This is a genomic window from Methylocaldum gracile (genome assembly GCF_053646815.1).
Genome location: NZ_CM132196.1, coordinates 2,459,958 through 2,483,865 on the forward strand (window position 1 = coordinate 2,459,958; position 23,908 = coordinate 2,483,865).

The 23,908-nt window shown below is 53.4% G+C and carries 20 protein-coding genes; 17 read left to right on the top strand and 3 right to left on the bottom strand.

Annotated features, from left to right (window positions below):
- The first annotated feature begins 80 nt into the window (after positions 1–80).
- The 11 genes from rlmKL (at position 81) to hxlB (ending at position 10,363) form a co-directional block, all read left to right on the top strand.
- Complete coding sequence (rlmKL, locus tag ACWJJK_RS10850; RefSeq protein ID WP_156880885.1) at positions 81–2,282, top strand: bifunctional 23S rRNA (guanine(2069)-N(7))-methyltransferase RlmK/23S rRNA (guanine(2445)-N(2))-methyltransferase RlmL; 2,202 nt, start codon at positions 81–83, stop codon at positions 2,280–2,282.
- 18 nt (positions 2,283–2,300) lie between these two features.
- Positions 2,301–2,582, top strand: a complete 282-nt coding sequence (locus ACWJJK_RS10855) for an acylphosphatase (RefSeq protein WP_086133940.1) — start codon at positions 2,301–2,303, stop codon at positions 2,580–2,582.
- A gap of 69 nt (positions 2,583–2,651) precedes the next feature.
- Positions 2,652–4,718 carry a DCC1-like thiol-disulfide oxidoreductase family protein gene (locus ACWJJK_RS10860; RefSeq protein ID WP_240506919.1) on the top strand — a complete coding sequence of 689 codons (2,067 nt, stop codon included), beginning with the start codon at positions 2,652–2,654 and terminating at the stop codon, positions 4,716–4,718.
- A gap of 172 nt (positions 4,719–4,890) precedes the next feature.
- Positions 4,891–5,508 (top strand): MotA/TolQ/ExbB proton channel family protein, encoded by a 618-nt coding sequence (locus tag ACWJJK_RS10865; RefSeq protein ID WP_077731046.1) that lies wholly within the window; start codon positions 4,891–4,893, stop codon positions 5,506–5,508.
- A gap of 6 nt (positions 5,509–5,514) precedes the next feature.
- Complete coding sequence (locus ACWJJK_RS10870) at positions 5,515–5,937, top strand: ExbD/TolR family protein (protein ID WP_086133942.1); 423 nt, start codon at positions 5,515–5,517, stop codon at positions 5,935–5,937.
- On the top strand, positions 5,930–6,961 hold the full coding sequence (lpxK, locus tag ACWJJK_RS10875) for a tetraacyldisaccharide 4'-kinase (protein ID WP_434114193.1): 1,032 nt from the start codon (positions 5,930–5,932) through the stop codon (positions 6,959–6,961). The genes ACWJJK_RS10870 and lpxK overlap by 8 nt, the downstream gene beginning before the upstream one ends.
- Positions 6,942–7,130 (top strand): Trm112 family protein, encoded by a 189-nt coding sequence (locus ACWJJK_RS10880; RefSeq protein WP_077731049.1) that lies wholly within the window; start codon positions 6,942–6,944, stop codon positions 7,128–7,130. Before lpxK ends, ACWJJK_RS10880 begins: the two co-directional genes overlap by 20 nt.
- 10 nt (positions 7,131–7,140) lie before the next feature.
- Entirely contained in the window at positions 7,141–7,902 is a 762-nt protein-coding gene (gene kdsB / locus ACWJJK_RS10885) for a 3-deoxy-manno-octulosonate cytidylyltransferase (protein ID WP_156880921.1), read from the top strand.
- Positions 7,903–8,257: 355 nt separating this feature from the next.
- The gene (locus ACWJJK_RS10890) at positions 8,258–8,833 is read left to right on the top strand and encodes a hypothetical protein (RefSeq protein ID WP_077731051.1); all 576 of its coding nucleotides are present in this window, start codon (positions 8,258–8,260) and stop codon (positions 8,831–8,833) included.
- 343 nt (positions 8,834–9,176) lie between these two features.
- Positions 9,177–9,818 carry a 3-hexulose-6-phosphate synthase gene (hxlA, locus tag ACWJJK_RS10895; protein WP_086133943.1) on the top strand — a complete coding sequence of 214 codons (642 nt, stop codon included), beginning with the start codon at positions 9,177–9,179 and terminating at the stop codon, positions 9,816–9,818.
- Positions 9,819–9,829: 11 nt separating this feature from the next.
- Positions 9,830–10,363, top strand: coding sequence for a 6-phospho-3-hexuloisomerase (gene hxlB, locus ACWJJK_RS10900; protein WP_077731053.1), 534 nt, complete (start codon positions 9,830–9,832; stop codon positions 10,361–10,363).
- A 629-nt stretch (positions 10,364–10,992) separates the two neighbouring features.
- On the opposite strand, the gene ACWJJK_RS10905 is transcribed toward hxlB, so the two are convergent.
- Positions 10,993–11,517, bottom strand: coding sequence for a hypothetical protein (locus ACWJJK_RS10905; protein ID WP_133716093.1), 525 nt, complete (start codon positions 11,515–11,517; stop codon positions 10,993–10,995).
- A gap of 395 nt (positions 11,518–11,912) precedes the next feature.
- Positions 11,913–12,899 carry a transaldolase gene (locus tag ACWJJK_RS10910; RefSeq protein WP_156880884.1) on the bottom strand — a complete coding sequence of 329 codons (987 nt, stop codon included), beginning with the start codon at positions 12,897–12,899 and terminating at the stop codon, positions 11,913–11,915.
- 464 nt (positions 12,900–13,363) lie between these two features.
- Here ACWJJK_RS10910 and tkt point away from each other — a divergent pair, with 464 nt between their 5' ends.
- From tkt to ACWJJK_RS10930, 4 genes are all read left to right on the top strand, one after another.
- A complete protein-coding gene (tkt, locus tag ACWJJK_RS10915; RefSeq protein WP_276205402.1) occupies positions 13,364–15,391 on the top strand; it encodes a transketolase in 2,028 nt (675 codons plus the stop codon).
- A gap of 198 nt (positions 15,392–15,589) precedes the next feature.
- A complete protein-coding gene (gene fba / locus ACWJJK_RS10920; RefSeq protein WP_077731055.1) occupies positions 15,590–16,654 on the top strand; it encodes a class II fructose-bisphosphate aldolase in 1,065 nt (354 codons plus the stop codon).
- Positions 16,655–16,657: 3 nt separating this feature from the next.
- A complete protein-coding gene (locus ACWJJK_RS10925) occupies positions 16,658–17,437 on the top strand; it encodes an HAD-IA family hydrolase (protein ID WP_454128994.1) in 780 nt (259 codons plus the stop codon).
- A gap of 37 nt (positions 17,438–17,474) precedes the next feature.
- A complete protein-coding gene (locus ACWJJK_RS10930; protein ID WP_156880883.1) occupies positions 17,475–18,353 on the top strand; it encodes a phosphoribulokinase in 879 nt (292 codons plus the stop codon).
- Between the two features lie 221 nt (positions 18,354–18,574).
- Here the strand turns inward: ACWJJK_RS10930 and ACWJJK_RS10935 are convergent, their stop codons facing one another.
- Complete coding sequence (locus ACWJJK_RS10935) at positions 18,575–20,899, bottom strand: dynamin family protein (RefSeq protein ID WP_156880882.1); 2,325 nt, start codon at positions 20,897–20,899, stop codon at positions 18,575–18,577.
- Positions 20,900–21,237: 338 nt separating this feature from the next.
- Here ACWJJK_RS10935 and ACWJJK_RS10940 point away from each other — a divergent pair, with 338 nt between their 5' ends.
- Positions 21,238–21,927: a retropepsin-like aspartic protease family protein gene (locus tag ACWJJK_RS10940; protein ID WP_454128995.1), complete on the top strand. Its 690-nt coding sequence runs from the start codon at positions 21,238–21,240 to the stop codon at positions 21,925–21,927.
- A 245-nt stretch (positions 21,928–22,172) separates the two neighbouring features.
- A complete protein-coding gene (gene gndA, locus ACWJJK_RS10945) occupies positions 22,173–23,684 on the top strand; it encodes an NADP-dependent phosphogluconate dehydrogenase (RefSeq protein ID WP_086133947.1) in 1,512 nt (503 codons plus the stop codon).
- Positions 23,685–23,908: the final 224 nt, after the last annotated feature.

Here is a 23,908-nt window from a genome sequence, read left to right on the forward strand (position 1 = left end):
AGCGAAGCCATGCCTTCCGATGCTGAACGGTCCCTATCTTGTCCAATCATCGCGCAATCGATTTTTTTATTAGCCAGTCAATGAATTGTTTTCAGCGTTTCTTTGCGACCGCTCCTCTCGGTATGGAGCTTCTTTTGGCAGACGAGTTAAGAGCATTAGGTGCGGTGGAGGTTGCCGAAACCCGCGCAGGGGTGGCTTTCGGCGGTGACCTCGAAACGGCGTATAAAGCGTGTTTGTGGTCCCGGCTGGCCAACAGGATCTTGCTCCCGCTGGAGCGTTTCCCTGCCGCAAGCCCGGAGGCACTTTACGAGGGCATCCGGCGAATCGAGTGGAGCGCTCATCTGGACTCGCAGGCGACCTTCGCCGTGGATTTCGCCTCCAGCCGGTCGAAGATCACCCATACGCTGTTCGGCGCTCAAAAGGTCAAGGACGGGATCGTCGATTACTTCCGCGAGCATCACGGCGTTCGCCCGTCGGTGCGTCTCGATCGCCCCGATCTCCGGGTGAACGTTTATCTGGATCGCGATATCGCGACCGTTAGCATCGATCTTTCCGGCGAGAGTCTCCACAAGCGCGCCTATCGACAGGAAGGCGGCCGTGCGCCGCTCAAGGAAAACCTGGCGGCGGCCATTCTGCTGCGCGCCGGCTGGCCTAGGATCGCCGAGAGCGGGGGACATTTCGTCGATCCCATGTGCGGCTCGGGCACCTTGCCGATCGAAGCGGCGCTTATGGCAAGCGATTTTGCGCCGGGGCTGCTGCGGCCTCATTTCGGCCTGTTCGGCTGGAAACAACATAACAGCGCGCTCTGGCAAAACCTGGTGATCGAGGCGGAACGGCGCTGCGAGGCGGGGTTGCGAAAACTTCCACCGATCGTCGGCTACGACATCGACCGGCAAGCCGTCCGAATCGCCCTGGCAAACATCGAACATGCGGGGCTCACGGGTTACGTCCATGTGGAGCGCAAAGCCATGGGCGACGCTCGCCCCCGCCATGCGTTCGGTCTGGTTGCCGTTAATCCTCCTTATGGCGAACGATTGGGCGACGAGAAGACGCTGGTCCCTCTGTATATCCAGCTGGGAGAAACGCTGAAAAATCATTTCGTCGGCTGGAAGGCGACTCTACTGACCGGTAATCCGGACCTGGCCTTCAAACTGGGCATAAGGGCGACACGTTATTACACGCTGTACAACGGGGCTCTCGAATGCAGACTTTTCAATCTCGACGTCGAACCAGAGCGCTTCTTCACCCCGCGCGAACCCGAGCCGCTAACCGAGGCGCAGCGTAAAACCCGCGAAATCTTTCGAAAAGCCAAAGCTGTGGAGACAGCGGACAGCGGAACGGAAATGTTCGCCAACCGTTTGCGAAAGAATCTCAAAAACCTTGGGCGCTGGGCGCGGCAAAACGGAATCCACTGTTATCGACTGTATGATGCCGACTTGCCGGAGTACGCCGTTGCCGTGGATGTGTATGAAGGCGAGCAGACTTGGGTCCATGTGCAGGAATACGAAGCTCCTTCAAGCATCGATCCCGCCAAGGCCGAAATGCGGCTGACTCATGCCGTGGCTGCAATTCCAAAAGTACTTGAAATCCCGCCCGAACAGCTTTTTCTTAAAATTCGTCGTAAACAGAAGGGTTTCGCTCAGTACGAAAAACAGGCCGATGCCGGACGGTTTCACGTAGTGGAGGAGGGCGGATGGAAATTTTGGGTCAATTTCGAGGATTACCTCGACACCGGTCTATTTCTGGATCATCGCATTACGCGCCGGATGATTCAGGAGCGGTCGGCGGATAAGCGATTCCTGAATCTGTTCGCCTATACCGGAACCGCTTCGGTGTACGCGGCAAAAGGCGGAGCGGCATCGACGACCACAGTTGACATGTCCCGCACTTATTTGGACTGGGCGGCACGCAATCTAGAGCTTAACGGGATCGGTGGCAGCCGCCACGAGCTCATTCACGCGGATTGTCTCGAATGGATCGATCAGGCATCGCGGGATAAGCGGCGCTTCGACTTGATCTTTCTGGACCCACCCACCTTCTCGACGTCGAAAAGAATGCGGCAAACCTGGAACGTGCAGCGGGATCACCCGATGCTGGTAAAAAAATGCATGAATCTCTTGGCGCCGGGCGGAGCATTGGTTTTTTCGACCAATTGTCGAAAATTCAAGCTTGATTCCGAGGCGCTGGCGGGGATCAGCTTAGCGGACGTCACCCGCAAAACGATCCCGAAGGATTTCGAGCGCAATCCGAAAATTCATCATTGCTGGATAATCAGTCGCTGAGTGTTTCGAGGTGTAACGATGACGAGGCGGGTTCATGTTTTTGTAGGGGGGGTGGTTCAGGGGGTGTTCTTCCGCGCGGCTACCTGTGAGCGCGCCTCGGTCTTGGGATTAAGAGGCTGGGTACGAAATCTTCCGGACGGCCGGGTCGAAATCCTGGCGGAGGGCGCCTCGGAACGTATCGCGGAATTCCTGGATTGGTGCGCGAGCGGCCCTCCGCGCGCTAAAGTCGATTCACTGGAAGTGATCGAAGAAATCCCGGTTGAGGAATTCACTACATTCGAGGTACGCAGGCACTTTTAGCACGCCAAAGGCGGCCTGGACGTTCCTCCTGACTTTGCGGACGAGTTCCCCCAGAGACCTGAGGCACGCGTGGCTTTGGCTTTCCGAGCATTAAAACTTCGCTCATTCCGTCAGCAAAGAGTTACAATTCGCGTCATCGTGCCACACGCAAGTAACGCGACGCCGAATCGTTTTTCATTTCGAATTCCGCTCATAGCGCTCCCCTCACGCCTAATTATTCAAGCAATGTACCGAAAACTGAAATCATTGGTCGAGCAGGGGCTTGCCAAGCAAGTTCCTGCCACCGGCCTTGGTGCTTTCCGAATTGGCTTTTCATTGGTAATACTCCAGGAAATTGTTTTCCTATTTTATTTCCGGCATTTAATTTTTGATCCGGTACCATTTTTTGATAGAGCATCTCCCATACTGCATTTTTTTCTCCTTGCGTGGATTTGCGTCGCGGCATGTCTTGTCGTGGGGTATCACACTCGAAGGGCCGCAGTAGCTAATTATGTATTCTGGGTGACATTCGTCGTTTTCACCCCCATGTGGCAGGACTTCGACGGCGGATTCGATCAGTTGATGACGGGCTCCAGCTTTCTTCTGATGTTCCTGCCTACCGAGCGAGCATTATCCCTGGATAATCTGCGTCGTAAATTAAGACACTCGACATTGAATAACCGGTATGAGCCGCAAGACAAAGTAACGGTTCTTGCCTACTATATTCCACTTGCCATTTCCTTAGGATTACTCTATCTGGATTCGGGTATCCATAAACTTTCAGCGGATTTCTGGCGTAACGGGATGGGACCTTGGCTGCCGCCGACCATGCCTTATTACATGTCGGCAATCGATATGACGCCGTTGTTGAACATAAAGTCTCTGGAAATGTTTATCGGTTACACGATAATCGTCTTCCAATTCGCCTTCTTGTTCCTGTTTTGGTTCCGCCTCTTTCGGGTTCCTCTGTTGCTCACCGGGACGTTGTTTCACACGGGAATTGTGCTCTCGCTCAATATTTACCCCTTCGGTTTTGCGATGCTGGTCCATTATTTTTTACTGGTCCCGTTTAGGTGGTGGCGCAATCTGAAGAAGGCGTTCCAATTCGAGCAACCGGGGCTGACCGTTTTCTATGATCAACAATGCCCGTTGTGCAACCGCACCGTAATCGTCATTCAGCACTTCGATATTCTCAAGGCGGTTGACTTCAAGGGCTTGCAGACTAATGCGAAGGAATATCGGGAACTAGATTCGATTCCTGAAAATAAGCTATTACAAGATCTTTACGCTTTGGACGGTGAGCGGCGCTTGTATTCGGGATTGGATACTTATATCCGCATATTGGTCGGCATGGGATATACCGCCCCAGTCGGTTGGCTGATGAGATTGCCGGGCATTTACCATTTGGGAAACCGGTGTTATCGCCGAATAGCGGACCGGCGAGAACGCATCGTGTGCGATGAGGCGTGTGCGGTTCAATCGCTGCCACCACCAATTGAGGAGCATCCTTTCGCGCAATGGTATCAACGTTATGCGGCGACGACTGGACAACAAACGCAACGCATCGCGAAATTCCTGATTGTGGTCCTGATGCTGCAACTGAACAGCACGATTCATTACGGCATCTTGTACCGCTGCGGAGAGGCTTGCGATATCGGCACTGCCGGCCGATTGCTGGATCACCTCAGCAATTCGGTCATCAATTTTTCCCATGCTTTTTTGGGAATAACGCCCCATGCTCTTTACATGCACGATCATTTCGCCGGCTACAATCACATCCTGGCCCTGACTTACAAGGACCAAAGCGGCCGGGAGCAATGGTTGCCTTTCGTGAACGAGGAGGGGCGGTTGGTTGCGCCAAATTGGGGCCGAGTGCAGTCGATGTGGGCGAACGTCGCAGTGACTTCTCACATGCACCAGGAGCGATTGAGCAAGTTCCTGAAAAAGGTTACGGCATTTTGGGGTACTGAGCTGGGATTGGATTTGTCGAACGCCGAATTTCTCGTCAAATTAAAGGAAGTGCGCGTTCCCATGGACTGGGAAGATGATCTGCGCCACAAGAATATCGCTCAGCCATGGCGCGATGTCGGAAAAGTTATTTGGCAACGCGGAAATTTTCGCGTCGAACTTCCGAACATCGATATAGAAACCTTGTAATGCTTTTATACCTGAGTTTTTTAGGTGTTGGCGGGTGAACGTCGGATGACTCGAAGACTCAGAAGGTGCCCGATTCGGCGTCCTGCTTACCTTGTCCGTGATGTTAACGGACTGCCGGTTTCAAGCCGATCGACTAAAATGGTTGGCTGACTAATGTTGGGGATAATCGACGATGTTCGAAATAATTAAGGCGGGCGGATGGGTCATGGTGCCCATCATTGCCTGTTCGATTTTGGCTTTAGCCATCATACTGGAGCGCTTCTGGACCTTGCGTGCAACCCGTATTATCCCGCCGCAGCTCGTTCCGGAAGTATGGAATCAATATCGGAAAAATCGGCTGGATACCGCCTACATTCGCAGATTGAAGGCGAACTCCCCGCTCGGCGCGGTCCTTGCCGCAGGGCTCGTGAACTATTCGCAAGGGCGCGAGGTGGTGAGGGAAAGTATCGAGCAGGCAGGACGCCAGGTGATCCACGATCTCGAACGATACTTGAACACCTTGGGCACTATCGCATCCGTGTCGCCTTACCTGGGGTTATTGGGCAGCGTCCTGGGTATGATCAAGGTCTTTTCCACGTTTTCCATGGCGAGCGGTATCGGGAATCCCACCAAACTCGCCGGCGGCATATCGGAAATCCTCATTGCCACGGCTGCCGGCCTGGCGGTTGCCATTCCGAGCCTTATTTTCTATCGATATTTTCAGGGGCGAGTGATCGACTTCGCCGTGCGCATGGAGGAGGAGGCCGTGCGATTGATCGAGACTCTTTACAGCAGTCAAGAAGAGGAATAAACGGCAATGAATTTCCGCCCGCGGCGTCGGGACTACCCCGAGCTCAACCTGATCCCGATGATCGACGTGCTCATCGTGCTGCTGATCTTCCTGGTACTGACCACGACATTCAGCCGCGAAGCAGAACTGCAAATCCGCCTGCCCGAAGCTACGGGTCAATCAACAGGTGAAGAAAAGGGCGTAGATGTCGTCATCGATACCGAAGGGCGTTATTTCGTCAATGAGCATCAGGTGGTAAACACGCAAATCGAAACCTTGAAAAAGGCGATTGTCGAAGCCGCGGGCGACAATAAGAATCCGTTGCTGGTCATCAATGCCGATCAAAAAACCACCCATCAAGCCGTAATTACCGTTTTAGACGCGGCCAGCCAGCTCGGTTTCACTCATGTGACTTTCGCCGCGAAGAGCGAGGCGATCGAAAATCCCTAGTCGTTCGAGTCGCGTGAAAAAGCAATTGGCTGGCTGGTTTCAGCGGGAATGGTATGAAAAGCCGCGTCCAAATCCTTTCTTAATTCCGCTCGAAGCCTTATTTCGACAGGTCGTTACGTTTCGCCGCTGGTCATATCGAAACGGACTTAAACGCATAAGCCGCTTGCCGGTTCCGATAATTGTGGTCGGCAATTTGACGGTCGGCGGCACCGGCAAAACGCCTTTGGTCATTTGGCTAGCTCGGTTTCTTAAGGAGAATGGATTTAGACCTGGCGTCATCAGCCGCGGCTATGGAGCATCCCACGGACGTCGGCCGGTTCGAGTCGCTGAAGATTCCGATGTGCATGCTGTAGGTGACGAGCCTCTGCTCATTGCCCGGCGAACCGGTTGCCCGGTGTTCGTTTTCCCGAAACGCACCGAGGCCGCAAAAGCGCTGTTAGAAAGAACCGACTGTGACATTATTCTGTCGGACGATGGGTTACAGCATTATGCCCTGTATCGCGACGTAGAAATCGCTGTAGTGGACGGTGCGAGGCAATTCGGCAATGGTCACTGCCTACCCGCAGGGCCTCTGCGGGAGCCAGTCGAGCGATTGAGTTCGGTAGACTTGAGGATTTATTCGGCAGAGGCTCCGCCCGGTGAATATTTCATGTCTCTGGACGGCGGAGTGGCCGTTAATCTGCAAGAGGAACAAGTAAAAGAGCCCCTAAGATCCTTCGGTGGGCGCGCTTTTTACGCAATTGCCGGAATTGGCAATCCGCAGCGGTTTTTCAGCCATCTCCGGAGCTTCGGGTTGAAGTTCGACAGCCGCGAGTTTCCCGATCATCATCAGTATCGGGTCGAAGACTTAGGTTTTGCCGAAGGCCTCCCAATCGTGATGACCGAAAAAGACGCTATCAAATGCCGAACTTTCGGCGCTTCGAATTTATGGTATGTGCCTGTCGAAGCGACGCTACCGACCGAGTTCGGAGTAAATTTGTTAACCATATTGAAGGCTAAATGCAATGGACAGAAAACTGCTTGAGATCCTGGTCTGCCCTGTTTGCAAAGGCGAACTTCTTTTTAGGAAGGAGCAGCAGGAGTTGATTTGCAAAGCGGACAGACTCGCTTATCCGATACGCGATGACATTCCGGTGATGCTGGAAAACGAGGCACGAAAGATCAGCCTTGAAGAATACGACGCTCTTTCGTAACCGCAGCACCATGCCGTCCTTCAATATCGTCATTCCGGCACGCTACGGGTCAAGTCGGCTGCCCGGCAAGCCTCTGCTTCCTTTAGCCGGACGTCCGATGATCGTCCATGTCTGTGAACGCGCCTTAGAAGCGGGTGATAATGTCATCGTTGCCACCGACGACGAACGAATCCGTGAAGCCGTAAGCCATCTGCCGATACGTGCGCTGATGACCCGAAAGGATCATACTAGCGGTAGCGAGCGAATAGCCGAGGTGGCCGATCAATTGGGTTGGTCGGATGACGAAATCGTCGTCAATCTTCAGGGCGATGAGCCCTTAATGCGGCCGAACTTGGTGAGGATGCTTGCCATGATTCTGGCCGACCAGAGTATCGCTCAGGTCGCTACGCTCGCCACACCCATCAAAAGTCACATAGAAGTTTTCGACCCGAATGTCGTTAAGGCCGTGGTCGATAACACCGGCTACGCACTTTATTTCAGTCGGGCTCCCATCCCTTGGCATCGGGCTGGTTTTTCCTGCGACAGCAGTCTTTTGCCAGAAAACTTTCCGTATCTCCGGCATATCGGTATCTACGCGTACTCGGCCGGTTTTCTGCGGCGCTATGTAAGCTGGCCACCGTCCGAGTTGGAAGCCGTCGAAGCCCTGGAGCAACTGCGCATTTTGTGGCAGGGAAAACGTATTCTGGTCAGGGTAATCGAGGAAGCGCCTGAAGCAGGGGTTGATACCAAGGATGACCTACAGCGGGTCGACCAGCTATTGTCCATGCGTTAGTTCGAGGGGGTGTTTTTCTTTCGCATGGCCGCATCACCGGGCTTGCTCGGAGGGCGCCTGTGTTTACCGGAACTCGCCCCATCATCTGAGATCAGGATTTTCTCCCGATGCAAGTCAGTGATGCACATGTATACTCACTCTTCGGCGGGCAGCTAGCGCTACGGAGGGCTTCGCCGGAATGGTTTACTGAGCTCAGTTGATCATCAAAACGCGCATCTTTTGTGCTCACAGGTCATTGAAAGAGCCTCATATATTCCATTTGATGATGCGCCCCCTTATACTAAGTCAGGAGTGGCCATCCAGCGCATGCTGGCGGGGGTCTTCATCCATTTCTTAAGATGTTTAGGAGAATGATGTGAAAAAACGTAATTTGACGAAAGCGATACTTACGGCGCTGCTGCTAGCCAGCCCGTTGGCGATGGCGGAATCAGAATACCCAGCAGCAGACTTTGAGCCGGTAGTCATTACCCAAGACGCTGATTTAATCGCCAAGCACGCTGAGGCTGCAAAGGAACGAGCAAAAACCGTACAAACCATGCAGGCGAAGCAGGATTCGAGCAGCTCGACGGCGGTATCAGCCGATCAACCCAGCTCTGGTGCTGCTGCCGCAAAAGCCGAGAATCCCTTGGCGGAAAATTATCCAATCGGCTTGATCGTTCTGGGCTTGGCTGGTTTCATCTTCTGGAGCAGCAGACAATCCGGATCTAATGTCCAGCCTGTTCAGCATGCACCTGCGCCAGTTTCGAGCGGTGCAGCGGGCGAAACCGGCGTGGCAAAGTACATGAAAACCCTTTCGGAACCTGCCAAAGCCGCTGCGGGCGAAACCGGCGTGGCTAAATACCTGAAAAATCTACCTTCAGCTGCCAAACCAGCGGCAGCCGTAACGGGGGTGGCGAAGTACCTGAAAAATCTCGAAGAGACCGCAAGATAAAACGGCTGTTATCGCCGAAAGTGATAGGTTCCTCCAAAACTTGGCTTTGGCAGGCGTTAGACGCAGAAGCTGGTTAAGTCATCTCTTATGTGCTGGCTCGAATAATCCCGCATTTTTCGATTCATCGCCGCTATCCACCGATTGTCCCGACGCATAGTCGTGAAACTGCACATGTGTTCACGGTGTCGCGCGCTGGCGATGATAGATACGAGAGAGCGACAGAGGATCGTTGACACCTATCCCGGTTCTACTTTAGAGTTAACAAATAATGCGTTTAAAGAATGCATTTATAAAGATTAAGTTAATAAGTATCTAATCAACTATAACAATTGGAGTACCTATCATGGCAAGACCATTAATACAATTGGCATTAGATTCTTTGGACGTCAACCAGACTTTGAAACTTGCTGGCCTTGCGGCGCCTTATGTGGATATTTTCGAAATCGGAACGCCCTGCATTAAGCATAATGGAGTCAGCCTGGTCAGAGAATTGAGGAAGAAATACCCGAACAAATTGATTTTGGTCGATCTCAAAACGATGGACGCCGGCGAGTACGAGGCGACGCCTTTCTATGCGGCAGGCGCCGATATCTGTACGGTTCTCGGCGTGTCCGGTCTTCCCACCATCGCCGGCGTAATCAAGGCCGCCAACGCGCACAATGCAGAAGTACAAGTCGATCTCATCAATGTACCGGACAAAGTAGCATGTGCCAGAGAGTCCGCCAGGCTTGGCGCTCATATCATTGGCGTTCACACGGGTCTTGATGCGCAGGCGGCTGGGCAAACTCCGTTTGCCGACTTGCAAGCCATTGCCAGACTGAACCTGCCCGTCAGAATCTCTGTTGCCGGTGGAATCAAGCAGTCGACCGTCCAGCAGGTTGCGCGTGCCGGTGCAAACATTGTTGTTGTTGGCGCTGCAATTTACGGTGCTCCTTCGCCTGCTGATGCCGCACGTGAAATTTGCGAGCTCGCTAGCGCCGCATAAAGGGGCATCTTATGCATCAGAAAACGATCATAGAAAAGATTTCTGGCGTCTTAGGAGCCACAGATCCCACCTATGATGAAAAATTGACTCGCATGCTCGACGAGGCGTCGCGAGTGTTTGTGGCTGGTGCCGGTCGATCGGGACTGGTCGCCAGATTCTTTGCGATGCGACTGATGCACGGCGGTTATGATGCATACGTAGTTGGTGAAATTGTTACCCCGAGCATTCGAAAGGGTGATTTATTCATCGTGATCTCGGGCTCCGGAGAAACGGAGACGATGATTGCATTCACCAAACGTGCTAAGGAGCAGGGCGCAAAAATCGTTTTGCTGTCCACAAAGAACAGCTCAACAATTGGCGATATGGCGGATTTCGTGTGCCAGATTGGCACTGCGGAGCAGTATGGCAAAGTTGTAGGCATGCCAATGGGTACCACGTTCGAGTTATCGACGTTGATCTTCTTGGAAGCTACGATCGCCCACATCATTCACGAGAAGGGAATTCCGGAAGAAGAGATGAGGACAAGACACGCTAATCTGGAGTAGTGTCTTAAGGCTAAGGCCAATATGTATGTATTATGTATTGGCCTAGTCGAATGTCAGGGAATCAAATCGTTACGCGCTGTGTGTTAACACAACTGCTCGCGACCGAACAGTTGATACGCAGATAGCGAGTTTGGTCTTGTGGCCGGATTAACTTACGAAGAAAGTCCGGCCACGATGCCTGAGGGGTGCGGTACTATCGTAGTGCCCTTCAATAGACCATGAGCGAGTATTTGACGGGCCTTGTAGCTCGTTAAGATATTGCACCCTGGCAAAGCTCGTATCGAACAATGGTCTTGTGCCGAGACTGTTCGCTTTTCAGCGCCTGCACGTGCGTCAACCATGCACGCTTATATCGCTTTTCACGATGCCAGCGAAACCGATCGGATGGGCGTAGTGATAGCGCCTCACAAAAAATACTCCTCGCCGCCGATTTTCCAGACCGCCAGGTCTGTAGACTACAGATGAAGGACTCATCATCCGAGTCCGTCTCAATTTAAAGGCTCCGTTTCAGTTCCTGGCTCTGACGCATGCGCAACTTCGCGCGTAGCTGCGGCACAGATTCCGGAATAGCTAGCTCGAGCAAAGCATTGCAAATGCTTGAGGCCGGCATGCGCTTTTATCTGAAGCGCTTATTGTTTGGTTTGTCGCAGTTTTTGAGAGCATATGTTCTCGGCTTGGCCCGCCTTGATGAGAAGGGATACGGGGTACTTATTTTCGCGAAGGAATTTTTTCACTTCATCGATCGTAAGGCGCTTTGATTCTTCCTGTGCTATGCATTCACACAGGTTTATGATCGGGGAATCATCGCTTGTAATGACTCTATTCGGATTTGCTTTTTCTTTTTTCACGCACATATCAGCATACTTATGCTCAAAGGCGTGATGGTCCTCTTCACTAATAACATGAGCTAACGCACTGGCTGAAAATAAGCACGTTGCAATGATTAGAGTGACGCCCATTGTGCCCGATAATTTTCGGGGTAACACACGGGTCTTAGATTCATGGATAAATGAAGGGGGCATTTTGCTTCTCCAACTTAACGAATAGAAAACACGTCCGCCCAATTGATTAATTTTTCCTCGCTGAACCATGTCAATATATAAACGACCAGTTTTAGGCATCTTTCTTGGTTGACTCAATGCAAGATGGCGCATATTGGTCTGACAAGGCAGGAAGACCGGAGATAGGGCAGATCGCTCGGATGATTATGGGCTGGCGATCCTTGAAAAAACTATTGTCGAGGACTATTGCGCCGATAAGGACGTTTGGAACCAATGGAAAAGAAAGCGATTAATTGGTCCGCACCGTTGAGCTGAAAGGATCGCATTCCTCGAGGTCGCTTCTTGCTAGGGTGGACAACGTCGGCAATCAACGATGTCTGGCCGACGTTTTAATCGGTGTTCCACCCAAACTCTTACACGAAAATCGCGGCATCGAATAAGCGACTACTTCTTCCAGATTGTCGACGTGTTCCACATCGCCATAGAAGTTGGCCGCCCTCCGGATCTCGGATCCGGAAATATTCTCAGCCGCGTAGTTAGAGTCTCCTCTATCCCTCAAGGTAGGATAGTCGGGTCGCAAGGAGTTTTTCCAACGTTTCCAAGGCCTTGGTGAAACCGTCGATACCCTCTGACAGCTTTTCCGAAGCCATGCGATTCTCGGCATGCATCCGGTCGTAAGTCGCTTTGTCCATAGCGATTTTGTCGATCGAGGCACTAGCGGCCTTTTGCGGATCCAACTTCCGCGGCAGCTCGTCCTCGGTAGACTGTAGCTCGGACAACAGAGAGGGCGCAATGGTCAGGAGGTCACAGCCGGCCAACTCGGTAATTTCGCCGATATTCCGGAAGCTCGCGCCCATGACTTCCGTCTTGTAGCCAAACTTCTTGTAATAGTTGTAGATTTGGGTGACCGAAAGAACACCTGGATCTTCGGCGGGCGGATAAGAGTCGCGTCCGGTATCTTTCTTATACCAGTCCAGAATTCGCCCAACAAAGGGAGAAATCAACGTGACGCCCGCCTCGGCGCAGGCAATCGCCTGATGCAAGCCGAACAATAGCGTCAGGTTGCAATGAATGCCTTCCTTTTCCAGTACTCCGGCGGCTTGTATGCCTTCCCAGGTGGCAGCGATTTTGATGAGCACGCGTTCTTTTGAAATGCCCGCAGCTTCGTACTGCGCGATGATCTCGCGAGCCTTGGCTATAGTGCTCTCGGTATCATAAGAAAGTCTTGCGTCCACTTCCGTGGAAACGCGGCCTTCGATGATTTCCAGAATTTTTAGGCCAAAGGAAACGGCCAACCGATCGAAAGCGAGGGAAGCTACCTGCGATGCCTGTGCATCCTTGCCCAGAGTCTGTCTCGCCCCTTTCAGTGTGTCGTCGACGATACCCTGATACTGAGGCATTTGGGCGGCGGCGGTAATGAGCGAGGGGTTGGTAGTCGCATCTCGGGGCTTAAAGGTTTCTATAGCCTGAATGTCGCCGGTGTCGGCCACAACCACCGTCATTTCTCGGAGTTGGTCAAGTAAATTCTTTGGCATAATCGAATCCTGCATTTCAAAGTAATATGTGTCTGGAGAGCTACGGGAACATCCCGGCTCCCGATTACTATTGCATTTGGCACTACAAGCATTTCTGACGGAACTGCTTGATCAGAAATACTCTAAGACCTGCTACAGCAATAACCGGCTAAGGATACATGGAACCAAACCGTCTTAACAAGAACGGCAGGCTTACGTGTGCAGGTCGTTGCCAAATCGGTTGGGAGAAGACTTTCGATACACTGGCAAGTCTTGAGCGGCGCCCTGACGCATTTACGTTCTTTGGTCCAGGACGATTCTTGGATAATGCTCGGAGCAATGTTTTTGGCTCCAACAGCTGTCAATGATTGACCTCAAAGGGGGAAGAATCCATCAGCCGACGGCACGCTCGTGCGAATCTGGTGACAAAGCCGATCAGGCTGATAAAATTCCATCCCTACTTTCGTAAGCTAACCATAAAAAGTATCAAGGAGAAAAATATGCCTTCGCGTCGAGAATTAGCAAACGCCATACGCGCTTTGAGCATGGATGCTGTACAAAAAGCGAATTCCGGGCATCCGGGAGCGCCAATGGGAATGGCAGATATCGCCGAGGTGCTGTGGAACGATTATATGCGGCACAATCCGGCAAACCCGAAATGGCCGGATCGCGACCGCTTCGTTCTTTCCAACGGTCACGGTTCCATGCTCTTGTACTCGTTGCTGCATTTGACCGGTTACGACCTCCCGATCGAAGAGCTGAAAAATTTCCGTCAGCTCCACTCCAAAACACCGGGCCATCCGGAATACGGTTATGCACCGGGCGTTGAAACGACCACCGGTCCTTTGGGGCAGGGCATCACCAACGCGGTCGGCATGGCGTTGGCCGAACGTACGCTGGCAGGCCAATTCAACCGTCCCGGCCACAAAATCGTCGATCATTACACTTATGCATTCTTGGGCGATGGCTGCTTGATGGAAGGCATTTCCCACGAAGCTTGCTCGCTTGCCGGATCCATGAAGCTCGGCAAGCTGATCGCATTTTACGACGACAACAATATTTCGATCGATGGTGAAGTACGCGGCCACGGCAACACGCCAGGCTGGTTCATGGATGATACCCCGAAGCGTTTTGAAGCCTACGGCTGGCACGTCATCCCGAAAGTCGACGGTCATGACGCAGAGGCTGTGAAGAAGGCCATCGAGGAAGCACGCGCCGTTACCGACAAGCCCTCTTTGATCTGTTGCCAGACGATCATCGGTTGGGGCTCTCCCAATAAGCAGGGCAAGGAAGAATGCCACGGCGCCGCATTGGGTGCCGATGAAGTAGCTTTGGTCCGTGAGACCATCGGCTGGCCGCATCCGGCGTTCGAAATCCCGTCCGAAATTTATGAAGCGTGGGATGCGAATGAAATCGGCGCGAAGGCCGAGTCCGACTGGAACGACCGCTTCGAAAACTATCGCAGCGAGTATCCGGAATTGGCTGCTGAATTCGAGCGCCGCATGGCAGGCGAGTTGCCCCGCGACTGGGCAGAGAAGTCGGAAGCCTTCATCGCGAAAGTTAATGAGAAAGCCGAAACCATCGCGAGCCGAAAAGCGTCGCAGAACGCTCTTAACGGTTTCGGACCGCTGCTGCCCGAAATCATGGGCGGCTCTGCCGACCTTGCAGGCTCCAACCTGACCATCTGGTCCGGCTGCAAGAACGTGAATGCAGAAGGTTACGACGGCAATTACGTCTACTATGGCGTGCGTGAGTTCGGCATGTCGGCGATTATGAACGGCATCGCCTTACACGGCGGTTTTAAACCTTACGGCGGGACCTTCCTGATGTTTTCCGAATACGCACGCAACGCGCTGCGTATGTCGGCCCTCATGAAGGCATCGGTGATTTATGTCTACACCCACGACTCCATCGGTCTGGGCGAAGATGGTCCGACACATCAACCGATCGAACAAACTGCCACGCTGCGCATGATTCCAAACATGCAGGTCTGGCGTCCGTGCGACTCGGTGGAAACGGCGGTGGCTTGGAAAACCGCAATTGAGCGCAAGGATGGTCCTTCATGCCTGATCTTCTCGCGGCAGAACCTGCCTCACGTGTCTCGCACTCCGGCGCAGATCGACGCCATCCGGCGCGGCGGTTACGTCGTTCGCGACTCTGATGGGACGCCGGATGCGATCATCATCGCCACGGGCTCGGAAGTCGAGCTGGCGTTGAAGGCGGCGGAGGAGCTTTCAGGCAAGGGTAAGAAAATTCGCGTGGTTTCCATGGTTTCGACCAATGTGTTCGACGGTCAAGATGCCGCATACCGCGAGTCGGTATTACCGTCTGCCGTTACCAAGCGCGTCGTCGTCGAGGCGGGTGTTAGTGATGGCTGGTTCAAGTACGTAGGACTCAATGGCAAAATCGTGGGCCTGGACCGCTTCGGCGAATCCGCACCGGCCGGCCTACTATTCAAGGAGTTCGGCTTTACCGTCGAAAATGTTGTCAAACAGGTGGAGTCGATTCTCTAGGATTGATTTTCTAGAGATTTGAGAAAGGGCCTAACTGGCGACGATTTTCAACGGATGCTCCCCTTCGGGCGGACGGTTGCCGAAAGGGAGCATACGCCATCCGGCAGTGCTCGGTTCAAGCAAGTCGCTTGGACGAAATCGTCGGTTGGCTGAATTTCGTCGCTAAGTTGGCGATCAGGAGGCGAGAGGAGTCGATCGATGGCTATCATTTCCTTAAGACAATTGTTGGATCACGCCGCCGAGCACAACTACGGTCTGCCGGCGTTCAATGTCAATAACATGGAGCAGGTCAAGGCCATCATGGAAGCCGCTTCCGCAGTCGACGCTCCGGTGATTCTGCAAGGATCCGCCGGCGCGCGTAGCTATGCGGGCGAGCCGTTTCTGCGCCATCTCGTTCTCGCCGCGGCGGAAATGTACCCGCATATTCCGATCTGCATGCACCAGGATCACGGTGCTTCGCCAGCCGTGTGCATTCGTGCCATTCAGTCCGGGTTCAGTTCGGTGATGATGGATGGTTCCTTGCTGGAAGACATGAAAACGCCTTCCAGCTATGAATACAACGTCGAAACCACCCGCAAGGTCGCCGATATGGCGCATGCGTGCGGCGTTTCCGTCGAGGGTGAATTGGGCTGCCTAGGCTCGTTGGAAACGGGAAAAGCGGGCGAGGAAGATGGCCACGGTGCAGTAGGCGAGTTGGATCATTCTCAGCTGCTGACTGACCCCGACGAAGCTGCCGATTTCGTCAAGAAAACCAAGGTCGACGCCTTGGCCATTGCCATTGGTACGAGCCACGGCGCTTACAAATTTACTCAGAAGCCGACCGGCAAAGTGCTACGCATCGACCGCGTCAAAGAAATCCACGCCAGGATTCCAAACGTCCACTTGGTCATGCACGGCTCCTCCTCGGTACCGGAAGACTGGGCGGCGATGATCAATAACTACGGCGGCGATATCGGCCAGACCTATGGTGTGCCGGTCGAGGAAATCGTAGAAGGTATTCGTCATGGCGTACGCAAGGTGAATATCGATACCGATCTTCGTATCGCGTCGTACGGCGCTATGCGCAAGTACATGGTCGAGGACAAAAAGAACTTCGATCCGCGCAAAGTCTACAAGGAAGCGCAAAAAGCTATGACCAGCATTTGTGCAGCCCGTTACGAAGCATTCGGTGCTGCTGGCCAGGCTTCGAAGATCAAAGTCATCAGTTTGGAAGAGATGAACAAGCGGTACAGCAAGGGAGAATTGGATCCGGTCGTCACTTAGACCGTGTTCAAAGCCCTTATTTTCGACGTGGATGGCACACTGGTGGATACCGAACGCCAAGGTCACCGCGTCGCATTCAATCGAGCTTTCGCCGAAGCTCGTTTGAATTGGGTTTGGGACGAAGCCCTGTATGGCGAGTTATTGACTGTTGCTGGCGGCAAGGAGCGCATCCGCCATTTCATAGCCAGTTATCACCCTGAGATCCCCTGCGGCGAGGGCGAACTAAGCCAATTCATCGAGAACCTGCACGCCGCGAAGACGCGCCATTATATCGACCTGCTGAACAGGGAAGGAATTCCGGCTAGGCCGGGTATCATTCGCTTGATCAAGGAAGCCAGGGCTGCAGGATTACGGCTGGCTATCGCGACGACGGCATCTGCGGAAAACGTCGAAGCCTTGCTGGCGGCGTCTCTCGATGCCGACGCACCTGATTGGTTCGAAGTGATCGCTGCAGGCGACATCGTTTTGAACAAGAAACCGGCATCCGATATCTATGAGTACGTGCTGACGAAATTAGGCTTGAAGGCTGCGGATTGCCTTGCATTTGAGGATTCGGAAAACGGCTTGCGAGCGTCGCTCGGAGCTGGCATTCCGACTCTGATTACCGTCAACGACTACACCTCCGGTCAGGATTTTACCGGGGCAGTGCTGGTAATAGATCACCTCGGAGAGCCGGAACAGCCTTTGACGTGCCTGAGCGAAGCTCCTTCGGAAGCGTTCAGTCTGGTCGATATTGACGTTCTCGGGCGATTGTTTGAACGCTGGATTCGCGAAAAACCATAAAGCAACAATAAACTCGCGGTTCCTTGAGGAGTCCTCCATGTCGAAAAAGCACCCTGTCATTGCCATCACCGGCTCGTCCGGTGCGGGTACGACAACTGTAAAGAAGTCTTTTGAGCACATTTTTTTTCGGCTAGGGTTAAAGCCTCTCATGATTGAGGGTGATAGCTTTTATCGATACACCCTCCTCGAAATGCATGAACGAATTACCCAGGCACAGCAAGAAGGAAAATACTTCAGTCATTTTTCGATTGAGGCCAATATCCTGGACGAGCTGGAAAGGACCTTCAAGATATATGGGGAAACCGGCTCGGCTCGGCGTCGATACTATATTAGTAGCGAGGAAGAGGGGAAAAAGCACGGCGGTTACCAAGTTGGGACTTTCACACCATGGGAGAAAGCGCCTCGTGGCAGCGACCTGATGTTCTACGAGGGATTGCACGGCGCGGTCAAGACCGAGACCATCGATGTCGCGAAATACACCGATCTGCTCGTCGGCGTCGTTCCCATCGTCAATTTGGAATGGATTCAGAAAATCCATCGGGATAACGCTCTGTTTGGCTACAATCCGGAAGACATCACCGATACCATCCTCAGGCGGATGGAGGATTATGTGAAGGTGATTACGCCGCAGTTTTCTCGTACGGATATCAATTTTCAGCGAGTTCCCTTGGTCGATACTTCAAATCCCTTCATCGCGCGCGATATTCCGACGCCGGATGAAAGCGTTGTGATCATCCGCTTCAGAGATCCAACGAAGTTCGACATCGATTTCGAGTATCTGGTACAGATGATTCATAAGTCCTCCATGTCCCGACACAATTCTATCGTTATTCCCGGGGGGAAAATGGGCCTGGCGATGGAAATCATATTTCGGCCGATTATGGAGCGTCTGATGGACGAGCGTAAAAAAGCGTAAAGACTGCTGATACCTTTCTGGTTTTATGTAGTATTGATATGGCGGACGCTACACGTTAAGGTGTCCATAAAGAGGTCTACTTGTCGGTAAGGGATTACCGACCTACGGCGGCTTCCTCCGGTCTAGATGTTTGGCGTGCGTCACGCCGCGGCTGCGATGAAAAACACCTCAATAGGAAAATAAACCAAGCCGACGGAAAACCGATAGTCCGCGGTCTCGGTTCAACTGTCGGCGCTTCTTCGACCTTGGCTGACGGCAGTCGTCACGACCTGATAAGCATCCTTGATCACTTTCTGCTTTTGCAGTTCGGAATTCAATTCGGCGTCGATATCGGTATTGAGCTGTTTCATGATCGTTTTGGCTATCTCATCCTTGACAGATTCGAAATATGCCAGCAAATCCTCTTCCAATTCCTCGAAATAGTTTTTAATGCCGCGGCGCGCGAATTTGTTGATTTGACGTTGTTGCTTGCGTGTGTAATCGAGCAAGCCGATCTTATAGCACTCGAGGGCCCGATCGATTTCGTCGGATTGACCTACTGTCACGGGCGATATCGGCTGGGTTTCCGTAAGGGCTCGGTAAATGCTCGTCAGTTTGTCCGCCCCTAAAGCCAGCATCTGCTTGACACCCGCGTCAGGTCCGAGCAGGCGCGCGCTCTTTGCGATTTCCAGGGCACGGTCGGCATTCTTCTGAACTAATTCCACGATGTCTTCTTTGTTCTGGACGGACTCGTCGGCCTCCTTAGCCATAATGGTACGTCCGAGTTCGTCGATGACACCGCCGTACTCGAACAGGAACACGTCACACATACCCTTCAGCCGGTTAACCATATCGCGGCCGCTCAAACGGTCACTTAGAACCGTAAGCACCTCATCCGGCAGCGCCTCGTTGGAAGAAATCCCGTCTAGCAGGCGCAAGAGATAACGGCGTACGATCTGCTCCTCCAAGAGGTGTTGCAACTGACTGCGGAATGTATGCTGAATGTGAAGGTTTTCCTCGATTTTATGCGGCAGTCGGCTGACGACGCTATGCAGATCCAGGCCTTTGAGCAGTTCGTTCTTGAGCGCTTTGCGATCCAAGGTGTCGATGGCGTTGACGATTTGTTCGCCCAGTTGCTCTCGGTCTTCATCACGCCAGAATACAAATTCCGGCAGTACCTCGGTACGCAGTACCTTGATGTGTTCCTCCACGGTGGTACGAAGGTGCCGCAGGACTTCGTCCTGGCGGCGCGATAATTCGCCGGCGATAAAGGTGCTTTTCATACTGTCATCGCTTTTGTTTTTGTAGTTTTGATACAGCGGTTCCAAGCGTTCCCGCAGTCGCTTGGCCAGATCGACATATTCGCTGCGCGCTTCGTCCAGGAATTCGGCTTTGGCGGTGTGAGCTAAATACTCGAACAGACTGCTGCGGAATGCGGCGAAATTCTTGGCTTCGTCCAGCGACTTGATAAAACCTTCAGCCTCGTTTCGTTCAGGTATTTTGCCGATGGCTTTCTGAAGAGCATCTACATGTTCGCGGATACTGCCGCTCTTTTCCAGGCGGCCTTCCTGAATCAGTTTCAGCAGCAGGTAATTAAGCGCCGATACCCGAAACACACGGTCCTTGGCGATATGAAACCCGTAATGATCGATTTTTTGCGCGAAGTTCGCCAACTCTTCCTTTTTCTGCTGACTGCTCAGCACGTCCCACTGATTGATCGCCCAAAAGGCGCGCTGCAGCACGCGCTTGCGTTGGCTGTGGATTTCGGCCAACAGCTCGATCTCTTCGCCTTCCAGCAGGTGAAACACCTTCATGGCGATGACGAACGCCTTGGCGTCGTTTTCGACGTACGATTTGGTCACCTTGCGGTGGCGAGGATTGACCACGCCTAATCCGGGCAAGTCGACGAGAACGACGTTTTCGGGGATGCTGACATCGGTGAGGAAGACTTCTGCCTGATCTACGAACAGCACGTCCTCGTAATCTTCGGTGACATAGCTCGGCAACTCCGCCAGAGCGATTTCTTTGACCGATCCGTTGAGTTTATTCCAGCCTTCGATCAAGGTTTTCAACTCAGCGAAGAATTTTTGCTTGTTGAACGAGCCGAATTGGTTTTTGTACTGTTCGATATCCTTTGCCAATGTGCCCAGCAATTCGCCTTTGCTCAGCTTTCGGTAAGTATCGCTGCTCTTGCGCAACTCCTTGGACAACTCTTCGAGATACAGGTTTTTCAGCTCGTCTCGGGCGCTTTCGTTGAGGTAATGGATAACGGCCCGATTAGCGCGCCCTTTACGGATCAGCGTGGGAATGGCGGTGAAAGACTTGGTTGCCTGGGGCAAGATATCGTCGCCCAGCACGGCGTTGATGATGGTGCTCTTGCCGGCCGAGAATGCACCCAGAAACGCCACCGGAAATTCCGGCGATTTGAGCCGTTCCAACCAAGTGCGCTTGCGGTTGACATAATATTTGAAATCGTCGGTGACTCCTAAATATGGCGCGGCGGCGTCGTAGGCTTCGAACAGGCGTGTGAATGCTTTGACGTAATTGCTGTAATCCGACTCTTTCATCCGTAGGTTTCCTGATTATTTTTAGGTGCCAGCGATATTTTAGGTTTAAGCTGCCGACAGTGGTAAAGGCCGAGCCATAAGACCATGGTCAATTAACGGAATATATTACCATTTATGTTACGCAGACCTTAGCGGCTAAAATCGATCGACTTGCCGCCGCAACGCATTCCGGGAATTTCCGTAAGGTCGTTCCAATGACGGACAAAAAACCCCTGCCTACCACAAGAAGGCGGCTCCAAACGGCGGGCGACGATTTCGGCGTACGGCTTTCCGGATCAACGGACCTGGATCGTGGTCGAAGACGGTTTCAGTGAGAGCATGATTGCATGAGGAAATTCATGGTAAGACGTCTACGCCGGTTTTTCTTAGGAATGCTTCTGATCGGCACATCACCGAAATGGGCCGAAGCGGAAACTCTGCGCATCCAGCTGGAAACGTTAGCGACCGAATACGGATTTGTCGTGCAAGGGCTTGATCGCCTAGGACCCGAATCTGCGCGAAATGCGGCAGGCGACCTGCCGACCCGGCTCAGGATGCTTCTCGAGGATTACAACTACGTCCTCATGAGTGACCGGCCCGGCGCGGTTGACCGGCTGTTGATCACCAGCGCGAAAATGCCGGCGCAAACGCGCGCCTTTAACGCCACCATCAAAACGACGCGGCTCGGCCCCCATCATCAGGTCGAAACGGTGTTGGTAGGACCAAACGGCGTGGCTTTTCCGGTTACTTTGATCGTCGACACCGGAGCCTCGACGCTTGCTTTGCCGGAATCGATGGTCAGCGAACTGGGTTTCGTTCCCGAAGCCCTTCAGCCGGGAGTCAGTCATACCGCGAACGATATTGTGCCGATTAAAGCCGGTATCCTAGAATCGGTTCGGGTGGGACCCGTTTCGGCTGCAGCCGTGCCGGTCGCTTTTTTTCCGGACGACCGTCTCCGCGGTGCGAAGCTTTTGGGAATGAGCTTTTTGAGCCGTTTCCGCGTGACTTTGGACGAAGCAGAGAATGAACTGATTCTGCTTGCGAAATGACCTCTCTTACGCAGGGTATGGAAGACGTCCCGAGATCCAGCCGAACGGCGGTACGAATTACTAATAGTTAAGAAAGTAAAGCCACAAGTGCCCCCTCTCCCTCTGGAAGAGGGGGGTGAGAGCGATTCGAATAGGGCTTTACTTTCTTTACGCACGGTAATCACTTGCTTGGTTCAAGCAACGACCGGCGTGATTAAATGCCATTTGGAAATTCCGCTCATTATCCAGCAACAAGAGGTGCCATTATGAACAGTGACAGTGCGGACATCGGGCTAATAGGATTAGCGGTCATGGGCCAAAACTTGGCGCTGAACATCGCCGATCACGGCTATTCCATCGCAGTCTACAACCGCAGCTCCGAGAAAACAGCGGAGTTCATGACGCGTTGTCGGCAGAAAGAGCCATCCGGCGAGCGCGTCCTGGGCTTTACCGATCTGAAGGAGTTCACCCAAGCCATTCGGCGTCCCCGCAAGATCATTCTACTGGTCAAGGCAGGCGCACCGACCGATCGCACCATCGAAAGCCTGCTGCCTCACCTCGATCCAGGCGACATCATCGTCGACGGCGGCAATGCGCATTGGCTGGACACCATACGCAGAGACAAGGAATTGACCGCAAAGGGATTTCGGTTTATCGGTTCCGGCGTCTCGGGTGGCGAAACCGGCGCGCGGTTCGGACCTTCTCTAATGCCGGGCGGCAGCCCGAGCGCCTGGGCCGAGCTCGAGCCGATCTGGCGCGCCATCGCCGCTAAGGTCGATCCGCAAAGTGGCGTACCTTTGGAAGGCGCCGCGCCCGGAAAACCGGTGGAGGGCGGCGTACCGTGCACTGCGTATATCGGACCGAACGGAGCCGGGCACTACGTCAAAATGGTGCACAACGGCATCGAGTACATCGATATGCAGTTGATCTGCGAAGCTTATTGGCTGATGAAACATCTGCTTGGGCTGGATGCCGGCGCGATCGGGGAGATCTTCCGCGAGTGGAATGGCGGCGAACTGTCCAGCTATCTCATCGAAATTACCGGGGACATCCTGGGACAGAAGGATCCGGCGGGCCCCGGTTTCCTGGTCGACCAGGTGCTGGATGCAGCCGGCCAGAAAGGCACCGGCATGTGGACGGCCGCCAGCGCATTGGAACTGGGCGCACCGGCAAATTCGATCGCCGAAGCCGTATTCGCCCGTGCGTTGTCGGCCCTGAAGGAGGAGCGGGTCGAAGCCAGTCGATTGCTGAAAGGCCCGGATCTTCAGCCGGCGTCCAATTCGGCAGAGATCATCGATGCGGTCCGGCGCGCGCTGTATTGCTCCAAGATTTGCGCCTATGCTCAGGGCTTTCAGTTGCTGTCGGAAGCACAAAAAGCCTACGAGTGGACGCTCGATTTCGGAACCATCGCGCAGCTTTGGCGGGGCGGCTGCATCATCCGCGCGCGCTTCCTGCAAAAGATCACCGACGCCTACACCCGCAATCCGGGCCTGAAGAACCTGATGTTAGACCCCTATTTCAAGGACGTACTGCATGAAGGGCAAAGCCGCTGGCGGCAGACCGTAACCATCGCCATACAGAACGGCATGCCCGTCCCGGCGTTCAGTTCCGCACTGGCTTATTTCGACGGCTACCGGAGCGCCCGGCTCCCCGCCAATTTGTTGCAGGCGCAGCGCGATTATTTTGGCGCCCATACTTATGAGCGGACCGATCAGCCACGAGGCAAGTTCTTTCATCTCGACTGGCCGACGCCCGATCGTCCTCAGATAGAGGTCTAAACGGAAGATTTTCGGCTTCTGTTTTCGATTCGGGAGCCCTGGAGCAGCCGATACGACCAGCACAACCGACGTGCCATCCGACGGGTTAATGCTGAAATCAAACGGCTGACCGACCCGTCGGCTGACCCTGGTTCGATGGCTCTACAGCATTTTACAGTTTGGGTTAGCAGCCTCCTGGCTGTAGTAGGTCGGGAATCCTTTCCCGACATAGCGGGTCGATAAAT

Bases quoted from the DNA above. Each gene is read 5' to 3' on its own strand.
- rlmKL (WP_156880885.1), top strand. From the start codon at position 81: ATGAATTGTTTTCAGCGTTTCTTTGCGACCGCTCCTCTCGGTATGGAG.
- ACWJJK_RS10855 (WP_086133940.1), top strand. From the start codon at position 2,301: ATGACGAGGCGGGTTCATGTTTTTGTAGGGGGGGTGGTTCAGGGGGTG.
- ACWJJK_RS10865 (WP_077731046.1), top strand. From the start codon at position 4,891: ATGTTCGAAATAATTAAGGCGGGCGGATGGGTCATGGTGCCCATCATT.
- ACWJJK_RS10870 (WP_086133942.1), top strand. From the start codon at position 5,515: ATGAATTTCCGCCCGCGGCGTCGGGACTACCCCGAGCTCAACCTGATC.
- ACWJJK_RS10880 (WP_077731049.1), top strand. From the start codon at position 6,942: ATGGACAGAAAACTGCTTGAGATCCTGGTCTGCCCTGTTTGCAAAGGC.
- kdsB (WP_156880921.1), top strand. From the start codon at position 7,141: ATGCCGTCCTTCAATATCGTCATTCCGGCACGCTACGGGTCAAGTCGG.
- hxlA (WP_086133943.1), top strand. From the start codon at position 9,177: ATGGCAAGACCATTAATACAATTGGCATTAGATTCTTTGGACGTCAAC.
- hxlB (WP_077731053.1), top strand. From the start codon at position 9,830: ATGCATCAGAAAACGATCATAGAAAAGATTTCTGGCGTCTTAGGAGCC.
- ACWJJK_RS10905 (WP_133716093.1), bottom strand. From the start codon at position 11,517: ATGCGCCATCTTGCATTGAGTCAACCAAGAAAGATGCCTAAAACTGGT.
- ACWJJK_RS10910 (WP_156880884.1), bottom strand. From the start codon at position 12,899: ATGCCAAAGAATTTACTTGACCAACTCCGAGAAATGACGGTGGTTGTG.
- fba (WP_077731055.1), top strand. From the start codon at position 15,590: ATGGCTATCATTTCCTTAAGACAATTGTTGGATCACGCCGCCGAGCAC.
- ACWJJK_RS10930 (WP_156880883.1), top strand. From the start codon at position 17,475: ATGTCGAAAAAGCACCCTGTCATTGCCATCACCGGCTCGTCCGGTGCG.
- ACWJJK_RS10935 (WP_156880882.1), bottom strand. From the start codon at position 20,899: ATGAAAGAGTCGGATTACAGCAATTACGTCAAAGCATTCACACGCCTG.
- ACWJJK_RS10940 (WP_454128995.1), top strand. From the start codon at position 21,238: ATGGTAAGACGTCTACGCCGGTTTTTCTTAGGAATGCTTCTGATCGGC.
- gndA (WP_086133947.1), top strand. From the start codon at position 22,173: ATGAACAGTGACAGTGCGGACATCGGGCTAATAGGATTAGCGGTCATG.